This window comes from Bradyrhizobium sp. th-b2, from assembly GCF_000426785.1.
Classification (GTDB): Bacteria; Pseudomonadota; Alphaproteobacteria; order Rhizobiales; family Xanthobacteraceae; genus Bradyrhizobium; species Bradyrhizobium septentrionale.
On record NZ_AUGA01000115.1, the window covers coordinates 1 to 10,672 of the forward strand.

Genomic DNA, 10,672 nt, shown 5'->3' on the forward strand with positions numbered 1-10,672 from the left:
ATGGATGGCGACGCTTTCCTGGCCTACGTCGAGCAATTGCTCGCCCCATCGCTGCGGCCGGGCGATACCGTTATCATGGACAACTTGCCCGCTCACAAGGTCCATGGCGTTCGAGAGGCCATCCGGGCGGTCGGAGCAAGCCTGCTCTATCTTCCGCCCTACAGTCCAGACTTCAACCCGATCGAAATGGCCTTCTCTAAACTGAAAGCCCTGTTGCGGGCCGCCGCAGCGCGCACCATGCCCGATCTCTGGCAAGCAATCGCCAACGCTCTCAAGCGCTTCTCACCCGAGGAATGCCAAAATTATCTCGTCGCGGCTGGTTACGACGCAACGTGATCGGAAAATGCTCTAGCTCGCCCTCGGCCGGCCGGGCAATCGGCATCGGCCCGGTGTTAATGGTCGGTTTGGCCGTGAGCACCGTGGGCATGAGTTTGGCCACCCTGATCACCGAACCCCGGTGGGCCGCGGTGGCATGCGTTTCGCTCTCCCAATTCATTCTGTGGATCGGCCAGGGGATCTACAATGTGCAGCAGGTTCCCCTTCGATACGCGTTGGTCGCGCAACGCTTGCAAGGCCGGGCCAATGCGAGCATCCGCAGCGTGGTGTGGGGACTGGCGTCATTGGGTGCGCTGGCCGGTGGCGCAGTCGCTGCGGCAACAGACTTACGCATTACGTTGCTTGCGAGCAGCCTGCTTGGCGCCGCCTCGATAGTTTGGATTTGGCGCTCCCCGCTGCGCCGCACGCGCAGCTTGCGTGTGTAACCGACACGACGGACCGGCGCATCACATCAAAGAATTTGGCGATCTTGATCGGCAACCGGGTCGGCTGACGGTGTGGCGGATCAACATTCCCGCCCCTGTCAGCTAACGGGCCGACGCGCGCGTCCGTCTTTTGTTCTGGAGGAAGGCCTTCGATCTGCTCGGCCTCGCACTTCGCGACCGTTTCACGGTGTCCTGTATGGACAATCCGAGGGGGCGCCCGATCGGATTGCTTGCCGCGCTGGAGCGCCGGTTTTTGATTGGCCGCGATTCTGATGCCCGCGAGACATACCTGTGGACCAGTCACTAACAGAAGCTGCGTGAACTTCCGCCCACCCCGGCACCGCCACGGCACGAACGGCGATGGATCGCTATCTCGCCGAAGTGGCAGCGCAGGTCCATCTGATCAGCGACCCTGATGGCGGCCGCCACGACTCTCAATGTACTAACCTAGAGCAGCTGTGAGCGAGCTTTCCGGCGCCAAGGACCAGCGCGTATTGCACGCGTCGCAACACAACGCTCAGAGCCAAAGCCGGTGCTTTGGAATCCATTGATGCTGTATGGACACTGACAGGCCGGGGCGCCGAGGCGATGTCGGATCCGCAACAACCACGAACCTAGAGCGGGATGAGTATTGGTTGAATCGGATCGCCGCGGTTGCGGTTCACCTCTCCCCGTCGGGGAGAGGTCGGATTGCGCTCGGCGATGCGAAGCATCGTCCGGTGCAATCCGGGTGAGGGCTCTTGGCTCTCTCGGTAGACCGCAACCCCTCACCCGATTTGCTACGCAAATCGACCTCTCCCAAGGGAGCGGTGAACTTTCGACGCCGCTCCAGCTCAACCTAATCTCATCATGCTCTAGCATTCTCAGATCCGTAGGCTATTTGGATCGAGCTGATGGCACGGTCGTTGCAAAACCCTCGCTCAACATTTGCCTCTGTACAGCAGACTGAATGGTTCCCGCCAGGATCATGAGCGAGACCGCAGGACCGAAAAAACCGCGAGAAAGAAGCTAACCAACGGAGACGATCGTGCGACAAACTGCATCCGGCGGGGAACAACGACCCTTTTTACCGATCTCACGTCTTCCTATCTGCGGTGTTGATCGGATCGAACGCCGATGCTTCAGCCCGCCTTCGCATTGGAGCAATTAGAGCAAGGTTGACCGGGTGACAAAACTGGCGCGGCTCAAGGAACTACGAGACATGATGCAGCTGCTTTGGCAGTTGTTCGAATCCGTGCAGCAGCTTCCTAGAGGCCCAGAGCATACAGCAGCCGTTCAGACGCTTAAACAGTATGAGCGCCGGCTGATGGAGCTGATTCAAGCATCTGAAACGGCTCGCGCGGCTATCCGCGACGTCACTCCCAGCGCCGATATATCACAATAGCGATTATCAGCAACTCAGCAATTCTCACGGGAGTCTCATGCATCTCCCGTCCGTAAGCCCGTGCAACGGCAACAACCGAGAACGTCAAAGGACATGTAGCGAGCGAAGCCACGAGGCAACGAGCCCGCTTGCCCGATCGATCGCTGTTACACAACAATGTGCTACATAAATCTGGGGCAAGCTCTTTCACCGACGAACGGGGCTGCCGGATATGGCAGCTAGAATTGCGTATTTTTCAGCAATACGTCACCCTCCACTTCGCGGGGATAATGAGCCGCCACTTCGAATGATGGTAATAGGTCGAGAATGGCTTGCAGGGACAGCTGCCCCTCGTAGAGCTCGCGATCGCTATATTCCGTGTAGATGAAGCGCGTGTTGCTTAACGTCTGCACGCCACCGGCGATGACATCGGCCTCGGCTCCTTGAACGTCCATCCAGATGAAATCGACCGTGTTCAGTCCAGCTTCGCTGCACCAATCGTCGAGCCGTCGAGTTTCAACCGAGAAGGGACGGTCGAAGCGAACCCAATCATACTCGGTAAGATGGTTCTTCGGGCGGCGTATTGAGCCAGAGAGGTCCCATTCCTTTGCATCTCCATCTGCATTGCTTGGATGGAAGTCGATCGTCCCGTTTCGTTCGCTGATCGCAATTTCAAGCAGCTTCACCTTATCGAGATGTGGACCGAGCTTCTTCTTGAAACGCGCGATCGCTCGGGGGTCCGGCTCAAAGCAGTAAAGCTGAGCTTGTGGGCACAGGGTGAGAAAATGTGCCGTATCGGTTCCGTCATTGCAGCCGATATCCAAGATCACTGGATTGGACATCCCAAGAAGTGACAGAATATGCTGATGTACGTCCACAGAAGACACGGGTTGTTTTTCCATTGGAACTCCGTTGACACTTTGTCCTAGACGCGCAATCACACGTCAGACATCCCAGCACAACGTATATCAACGTATATAATTCATATGCCGGCGCGCGAGCAGTCGCGGATGCCGCTCTCTTTCGCTCGAGCGTGGCGAGGGACGATGCTGCCGCCACTGCCGGCTTGTCTTGCGAAGCGGGCCGCGGCGTGCTCTCGAGGGCGCCATCTGGAATGCGATCTTCGCGGTGGCATAGGCGATTTGCGAGTGGCCCTTTGACCACTGCATCGCGATCTGGCTTCGCAAGGCGATAAAGACCCGCGCCGAACGGATTGTGGTCTGATTGTCACCAGTCTTGATACCACCTTCGGGCACCAGGTACCGGGAGCGGCCACGGGCGACTGCGGCCGCTCCAGGAAAGGCTACTGATCGACGTTCACTCCGCATAGATGATAATTGTGATGAACTGAACGAGCGCCGGCCTCCGTTCGAACGGTATCGGGCGATCACCAGCATGCGATCGAAGAAATTGGCAAGGTAAAGCCTGCCTTGACCCTATCCATAACCACCATGGTTTCGAAGCGCTCTATGTCCGGATTTTCATGAGAGAGGCGGCGGGTAAATTGCTCGTACTCCTCCAGATTATCTGCGGTAACGAGCAGGACGAAGTGGGCCTGACCGGTGACATAGAATCCGCTCATCACCTCAGTCATTTTGCAGATTGTGCGCTTGAAGCGATCAACGATGTCGGCTCGATTCCGGTGAAGTGAGACGAGAACCAGCAGGGTCACGTTTGGTCCGATTGCTTTCGGAGAAATGATTGAAACGTCCGCTTCGATTACGCGCAGTGCTCGCAGGCGCTTCAGTCGGCGCTGAACGCCAGAGGCCGACAACCCGACCTTCGCGCCGAGTATTTCACTGCTCAGACGGTTGTTTCTTTGCAGTAAGTCAAGAAGGCGAGCATCAGTTCTGTCAAGTTTCATGGTTCTGGCGGGATCAACGGGCGAGCAGGTTTTTCCACGACCAAACCCGGCCCCTCGCTTGAGCCCTGCCCTTCCAATACCTAATCAGATCGTTCAAGCGGGGAGCGGTAGGGCGTCAGACCAGCTCGGCTCGCACGCCCGCTCGCTTTGTTGATTTTCGAGCGACGAGCTTGCTCAGCCAGCTGCGGTCGGCTTGCCGGCGGGCGCGCAGGCGATCGAGGCACTTCCTTGAACAAAGAGAGGTCCGCCATGAGTAGTACCGGACCAGTCCGAACTGACCATTACAGACGGCGCATCGTTTGACGATGCTAATTCCGAGAGTTTCAGAGCAGTAGCGCATTGTTGTCTCTTCGTGCCTTGCCCGGCTGATCTCCCTTCACACCCATTGCGTACATGATGCGCTCTATCGCAGACCTTTTCACCGCAGCGCCGGTTTAGACATCGCGAGACCACGATGCTGCGATGACCAAGCTTCGGACGCGCCGCACCGTGCTTCAATACATCAGTTGACCGATTTTGCGAAGCCAGTAGCAGCGCCGCACAGGACGGACTGCGCTGGCGAACAGCTTGTCTCGCCCAATGCGCGCGTGTAACGCCCGCTCTATTCGCCTGGCGAGGACGTCGTCGAACAGCTGGTGGGCTAGTGGGAAAGCCCATCTCGGACAACCGACCTAACCTTCGACGGCCCCGGGCAGTCCAATAGCCGGTGCGAACGAATATTAACTGTCGTAAGCTGGCTAAAACAACGAGCCGCTAGGAGCGCTGAGAGCAACAAGGCGGCGCGACAGCCGCCCAAAACGCAACGTAACATCGACCGAGCGTGACCGGCTGGCTCCTTCCGCAATGATATCTTAAGGGGGAATCGGTGAGAGCACATTTAGAGAGCTCGGTGATCGTTCCGTGGGATGCGGCATCCGTCGATCCACGCGCGCAACTGATTGATAGGACCTTGGTGCAGTGTTCCGCTTTTACTTTGAGTGCTTGGGATCCGCTATCGCAGACTCATCTGCATCAGACACTCGCAAGTGACGGTTACTCCGAGAAGCTGCTCGATCACATCAATGATGATTTCGTCAAAGACAATCCTGCCTTCACCATTGCGCATCAGGATGATCCGCGCTCGCTCAGGTGGCGCGATTGTGAGCGAGACTGGAACCTTTGGTTTCCCGAGACTCTGACGGCGCGCGAATTTCTCATTCCATCGGTACGAGGGCTCGACGATGTGCTTGCGGTTGTCGGACTGCCGCTACGTCGGTGCTTTCCAATGAAGTGGACTACATCAGCGGAGCCAACGGATGAGCCCAAGGACATCACTCAGCGATTTCGTCCCATTCTGGCCGAGCTCTGCGACCGGCCGAGAACGCCCCCTCTACTCGCAGAAGGCGTGGCTCCTAACTCGTTTGCGTTGGTGATTTCTTCAAGTGGCGCCGCTTTCAACTTGCTGGCACGTGCAGCGGGTCGACATCTGGGCGAAGGGGGTGCAAACTGCTCGCGGAAATGCTTAGGCACTGGGCCCCGCGACGCTTCCTGTGGAGCGATGACAGCGGCCAATGCCATCACGTCTCAATTATACCCTGCCAGCATACCATGGTCGTGGTCACCGAGGAGCAGATTTCGTGGCCATACGATCTCTCGCTCAGAGAGATCCAAGTGTTGCATCTGGTTGCAACCGGCGCGTCAAATCCGCAAATCGCACAGCAGATGTTCGTCTGGCGCAACGACTAAATGGCTTACGTCCTGAGTCGCAATTTGCCATTTAGCCTTTACACTCATCGACAGCAGGAAAGACGACCGTAAGCGCATTAGGATTACGCCAGGCGCTGACGCCTCGGGCATTGAGTTCCCTGGCTGCATAGGTGGCGAGCTGTTCGCATTCAACAAACATTTGTTTGATGCCCTCGACACCCAGACGACGGATCGCATACCAAAGGATGATCGGTGTATAGGCATTACGCGAGCCACTCAAGGTCGCGTCGAAGCTCCCGATGTAATCGATAGAACGCTCGATACGCTGAGCATGAATTTTACGCTAGAGAACGATACCGCAGGGCCTTGGCGCGCCAAGGAACTTATGTCCGCTGACCGTAATCGAGTCCGCTCCATCCGCGAACTCGAATGCGGCCTCGGGCTCAAGAGAGCCGCGTATGCCCCGCATAGTGCCGCGTCGGAGTGAACGTAGATAGCGTCAATACCGACATCGCGAAGCACGGCGCGTATCTTGAGCGTATCGTCCCTGCCTTCCTTCATGGTGGTGCCTATGTTTGCCACCACGACGGCGGGCCTTTCACGAGCCGCTTCCTGCGCCAGATGGTCATAGCTGATCTCTCCATTTGGCTGCGAACGAACCACGCGGTGCTCAACCCCGAGCAGAGCTCACGCTGTAATGGGTATCAGACGAGAAATACGTCACAGCATCCGGATAGAGCTCACGGGCGAGATAAAGACCGTGGATGTTACCTTCCGTCCCTCCGTTGGTGATGTAGCCCCGAAATTCCCGCGGTGCTCGAAACAGCTCGGCGAAGAATTCGGTAACTTCCCGTTCCAGGGTATGCGGGTTGACGCGATAGGTTCCTGGTTCGAACGGGTCTCCAAGGTTGTTGTCTGTGAACTTCAAGAAGCGCCATAAGGGTTCATAGTCGATCCCCTCGCGAACGGGTATCCCAGAAAGCATTCATTTGCCTCCTGCATCGCGGAGAACAGTTCGTCCACTTTTTTGATATACTGGGATTGCAACATGACGAGCGCGTCTTGCAGGGGCCGAACTCGGCGGCCCTGCGATCTATTCGGATCCTGATTCATGGGTAGAACAAAGCTTCTGCCCCGCCCGGCCCGCGCGTACGGTCCATCAAGACTGACGGCGCACCATCGGGAAAATGGGCGGCGAACTGCCGACCTGAACCTCACCCACGATCTTCCATCCCAGCCGCTCATACAGACGTGCCGACCCGAGACTGGTGGCCTCGTTGAATGCCAAGCCTTTCGCCTCGTCCAGGATTGCAAGGCCGTATTGGAAAAGACGGCCGCCCCGGCCCGATCCTTGATGCATGGGATCGATGCCCAGCATGGTGAAATACCAGTGTGGCTCCTCGGGGTGATACTTGCCGAACTCCTCGAATAGCACCTTTCTGGCCGTCTTCGAGATACGCGCCACTTCCATCGATGTAGGGATCGCCGGCGTAGTATTCCAGGAAGCCGGCGAAATGGCGAAAGTAGCGCTCCGGTTCTGGATATAGCCATCTCAGCAGCAGGCAGGTCGTAAAGGCTGTCGTCAGAACGGCAATGACCTTCGGACGGTCGGCAGGGCCGACGATCTTGATAGACCCGTTCTCTTTTGACGCGGACTGCATGATTGCTCCTTCCAAATCCGTCCAAGCGGTTTCGATGCCAAAGCCCAACAGCGCAGAGCCGCGGATCACGAGGGTTGGCACTCGAGTGCCCTGCCAATCGTGAGCCTGCATGCATCGGACTCCTCTGACCAGCCTGACTTGCCGCGACCCAAGCCTGCATGATTTAGGCCAAGGCGTGACGATCGATGCTGGTGCTTTGACGAGATGCAATGTCACTTTCACGACAGCTTGACGGGCTGGGTACGCCAGCGCGTTTGCTTCCGGACGAACATACGCGCAGGCCAAGTGTACGATTTAGCAGAACTGCAGGCAGGATCAATCAGCTCATCTTTGGCCTGCCTCTTGCTATAAAGGCGCTGTTCGCAATGTGCCTATCTCCAACCCGTTCAAATGCTCAGGAGGCCTGCATGAATTTCCGTCCGCTTCACGATCGCGTCGTGGTCAAACGCATCGACGCAGAAGAGAAGACCGCTGGCGGTATCATCCTTCCCGACACAGCCAAGGAAAAGCCCTCGCAAGGCGAAGTTATCGCCGTTGGCCCGGGTGGCCGTGACGAGACCGGCAAGCTGATCCCGATCGACGTGCAGGTCGGCGACCGCGTGCTGTTCGGCAAGTGGTCGGGCACCGAGGTCAAGATCGACAGCCAAGAGCTATTGATCATGAAGGAAAGCGATGTCATGGGCGTTCTTACCGACGTGTTCTCAAGAAAGAAGGCCGCCTAGTTCATCGTTCACACTGCTTATCCCCGAAGAGTGCCGGCCGGGCGCCCCGAAGGTCGAAATACAACTGAAGGAATCATTATGTCAGCCAAAGAGGTCAAATTCGGCGTAGAAGCGCGCGATCGCATGCTTCGGGGTGTCGATATCCTCGCCAACGCCGTTCAGGTCACGCTCGGTCCGAAGGGCCGCAACGTGGTGCTCGAGAAGTCGTTCGGCGCTCCGCGCATCACCAAGGATGGGGTCGCGGTCGCCAAGGAGGTGGAGCTGGAGGAAAAGTTCGAGAATATGGGCGCGCAGATGGTGCGCGAGGTCGCCGCCAAAGCCGCTGACGCGGCCGGAGATGGCACCACGACCGCGACCGTGCTTGCGGCTGCCATCGTTCGCGAAGGCGCCAAGTCGGTTGCCGCCGGCATGAACCCGATGGACCTGAAGCGCGGTATCGACCTCGCGGTCGAAGCCGTCGTTGCGGACCTCCAGAAAAACTCGAAGAAGGTCACCTCGAACGAGGAGATCGCCCAGGTCGGCACCATCTCGGCCAACGGCGATGCCGAGATCGGCAAGTTCCTCGCCGACGCCATGAAGAAGGTCGGCAACGAGGGCGTGATCACGGTCGAGGAAGCCAAGTCGCTCGAGACCGAGCTCGACGTCGTCGAGGGCATGCAGTTCGATCGCGGCTACATCTCGCCCTACTTCGTCACCAACGCAGACAAGATGCGCGTGGAAATGGACGACGCCTACATCCTCATCAACGAGAAGAAGCTCTCCTCGCTGAACGAGCTGCTGCCGCTGCTCGAGGCCGTGGTGCAGACCGGAAAGCCGCTGGTCATCGTCGCTGAAGACGTCGAAGGCGAAGCCCTCGCCACCCTCGTCGTCAACCGCCTGCGCGGCGGCCTGAAGGTCGCGGCCGTCAAGGCTCCGGGCTTCGGCGATCGCCGCAAGGCCATGCTGCAGGACATCGCGATCCTGACCGGCGGCCAGGCCATCTCGGAAGACCTCGGCATCAAGCTCGAGAATGTCACGCTGCAGATGCTCGGCCGCGCCAAGAAGGTGATGATCGAGAAGGAGAACACCACGATCGTCAACGGCGCCGGCAAGAAGGCCGACATCGACGCCCGCATTGCCCAGATCAAAGCGCAGATCGAGGAGACCACCTCGGACTATGACCGTGAGAGGCTGCAGGAGCGTCTGGCCAAGCTTGCGGGCGGCGTAGCAGTAATCCGCGTCGGCGGCGCGACCGAAGTCGAAGTGAAGGAGCGCAAGGATCGCGTTGATGACGCGATGCACGCCACACGCGCGGCCGTCGAGGAAGGTATTTTGCCTGGCGGGGGCGTCGCCCTGCTCCGAGCGTCCGGGCAACTCAAGGGCCTGAGCACCAAGAACGACGACCAGAAGACCGGCGTCGAGATCGTGCGCAAGGCGCTGTCCTGGCCTGCCCGCCTGATCGCGATCAATGCTGGCGAAGACGGCTCGGTCGTGGTCGGCAAAGTGCTCGAGAAGGATCAATATTCTTTCGGCTTCGATGCGCAGACCGGCGAATACAGCAATCTTGTCTCCAAGGGCATCATCGACCCGACCAAGGTCGTGCGCATCGCAGTTCAGAACGCCGCCTCGGTTGCTGCACTCCTGATTACCACGGAAGCGATGGTCGCCGAGCTGCCGAAGAAGGCTGCGGCCGGGCCCGCAATGCCCCCGGGCGGGGGCATGGGCGGCATGGACTTCTGATCCAGCCTCTCTCGGCAGCCATGACTGGCAGAACCCTGGCAGCAATGCCGGGGTTCTTGCGGCTTCGGTCGGGCTTGCAATGATCCTCAGCCCTTGCGAGCTTCGAACTGGATCGGCAGCTTGCGCCGAGATACTCAAGATCAATTGGGGACGCTTTTGAGTCGCTTACGAAAATTCATTGAGCAAGGCCAATCTGGCGAGGGGCGATGCGCGTACGCTTTCGAATCCGCCACCCTGCCACCGCCTCGCGGAGGCATGACTTGGCATCCCGTTACGGATTTCAGCGCGGCGGAGGAGATTTTGCTGGATCCCAGGCTTAAAGAGGTCTTCGAGACCGCACTCGAAAAGGGCGACGCGGTGGTGTCCGCAAACAAAGATGAGCTGCAATGCAGCAAACGATCTCCTTGGATCATCAGCCTAAGGCACGATGGGAATATCCTGCCTTATTCTTATCACTCCTGCTCCGGCAGGGGCCGGCAGATGGCGGAGATTGAAAGATCGATTTGGCTGGGACAGGCCAGTGCTGGCGATCGCACTTCTCCATCAGCTGTGATCTGCAGTGCGTGTTTGCATGTCCTAACCCGTCCTATTCGTGAGAGTGCTTTTTTTAGTCCGCTTGATGTGGCCGCACATCTGCTCTGACAAGGCGCGCGGGATTGCCTTCGGCTTTTCACCGCCTGACGACCCGTACTTTGCAACGCGCTTGAGGTGTAGGTTGGGCGAACGGGGGGCGGACGCCCCGCCGGTCAAGGACCGAGCGGCAGCAGCGCGCCTGGCAAGCCGCGGATCAGGTCGGCTTCGGGACATGCCGCGGCAAACGCAAGGCGAATGCGGCTCGTGGTCTCGACGACACGGGCGGCGATTTTCAAGAGCCGAAGACGCAGCGTCGCGAACTC

At 58.6% G+C, this 10,672-nt stretch carries 13 protein-coding genes; 7 read left to right on the plus strand and 6 right to left on the minus strand.

Translation table 11 applies throughout. The annotated features are described in order from the left end of the window. The 3 genes from K359_RS0144315 to K359_RS0144325 form a co-directional block, all read left to right on the plus strand. Positions 1 to 336: transposase (locus K359_RS0144315; protein ID WP_029084830.1), on the plus strand; the 336-nt coding region annotated here is incomplete at its 5' end. Positions 337 to 425: 89 nt separating this feature from the next. After that, positions 426 to 761 carry a hypothetical protein gene (locus K359_RS0144320; protein ID WP_245284915.1) on the plus strand — a complete coding sequence of 112 codons (336 nt, stop codon included), beginning with the start codon at positions 426 to 428 and terminating at the stop codon, positions 759 to 761. A 1,165-nt stretch (positions 762 to 1,926) separates the two neighbouring features. Then, positions 1,927 to 2,145, plus strand: a complete 219-nt coding sequence (locus tag K359_RS0144325) for a hypothetical protein (protein WP_029084832.1) — start codon at positions 1,927 to 1,929, stop codon at positions 2,143 to 2,145. Positions 2,146 to 2,363: 218 nt separating this feature from the next. Here the strand turns inward: K359_RS0144325 and K359_RS0144330 are convergent, their stop codons facing one another. Continuing rightward, complete coding sequence (locus tag K359_RS0144330; protein ID WP_029084833.1) at positions 2,364 to 3,011, minus strand: FkbM family methyltransferase; 648 nt, start codon at positions 3,009 to 3,011, stop codon at positions 2,364 to 2,366. A gap of 500 nt (positions 3,012 to 3,511) precedes the next feature. After that, entirely contained in the window at positions 3,512 to 3,988 is a 477-nt protein-coding gene (locus tag K359_RS0144335) for an Lrp/AsnC family transcriptional regulator (protein ID WP_029084834.1), read from the minus strand. A gap of 1,587 nt (positions 3,989 to 5,575) precedes the next feature. Between K359_RS0144335 and K359_RS63795 the strand changes: the two genes are divergently transcribed. After that, a complete protein-coding gene (locus tag K359_RS63795) occupies positions 5,576 to 5,713 on the plus strand; it encodes a LuxR C-terminal-related transcriptional regulator (protein ID WP_165125902.1) in 138 nt (45 codons plus the stop codon). A gap of 31 nt (positions 5,714 to 5,744) precedes the next feature. Here the strand turns inward: K359_RS63795 and K359_RS63800 are convergent, their stop codons facing one another. The 3 genes from K359_RS63800 to K359_RS55635 all read right to left on the minus strand — a co-directional run bounded on the left by K359_RS63800 (position 5,745) and on the right by K359_RS55635 (position 7,145). Continuing rightward, complete coding sequence (locus tag K359_RS63800) at positions 5,745 to 5,954, minus strand: hypothetical protein (protein WP_165125905.1); 210 nt, start codon at positions 5,952 to 5,954, stop codon at positions 5,745 to 5,747. A 390-nt stretch (positions 5,955 to 6,344) separates the two neighbouring features. After that, positions 6,345 to 6,659 carry a hypothetical protein gene (locus K359_RS63805; protein ID WP_029084835.1) on the minus strand — a complete coding sequence of 105 codons (315 nt, stop codon included), beginning with the start codon at positions 6,657 to 6,659 and terminating at the stop codon, positions 6,345 to 6,347. Between the two features lie 174 nt (positions 6,660 to 6,833). Then, on the minus strand, positions 6,834 to 7,145 hold the full coding sequence (locus K359_RS55635) for an N-acetyltransferase (protein ID WP_051346782.1): 312 nt from the start codon (positions 7,143 to 7,145) through the stop codon (positions 6,834 to 6,836). Positions 7,146 to 7,742: 597 nt separating this feature from the next. Here K359_RS55635 and K359_RS0144360 point away from each other — a divergent pair. The 3 genes from K359_RS0144360 (at position 7,743) to K359_RS62475 (ending at position 10,418) form a co-directional block, all read left to right on the plus strand. Beyond that, complete coding sequence (locus tag K359_RS0144360; RefSeq protein WP_029084836.1) at positions 7,743 to 8,057, plus strand: co-chaperone GroES; 315 nt, start codon at positions 7,743 to 7,745, stop codon at positions 8,055 to 8,057. Positions 8,058 to 8,135: 78 nt separating this feature from the next. After that, complete coding sequence (groL, locus tag K359_RS0144365; protein WP_029084837.1) at positions 8,136 to 9,776, plus strand: chaperonin GroEL; 1,641 nt, start codon at positions 8,136 to 8,138, stop codon at positions 9,774 to 9,776. Positions 9,777 to 10,031: 255 nt separating this feature from the next. After that, complete coding sequence (locus tag K359_RS62475; RefSeq protein ID WP_156929045.1) at positions 10,032 to 10,418, plus strand: hypothetical protein; 387 nt, start codon at positions 10,032 to 10,034, stop codon at positions 10,416 to 10,418. 104 nt (positions 10,419 to 10,522) lie between these two features. Here K359_RS62475 and K359_RS55640 read toward each other — a convergent pair. Beyond that, positions 10,523 to 10,672 (minus strand): transposase (locus K359_RS55640; protein ID WP_051346783.1); only part of this gene is annotated, 150 nt, incomplete at its 5' end.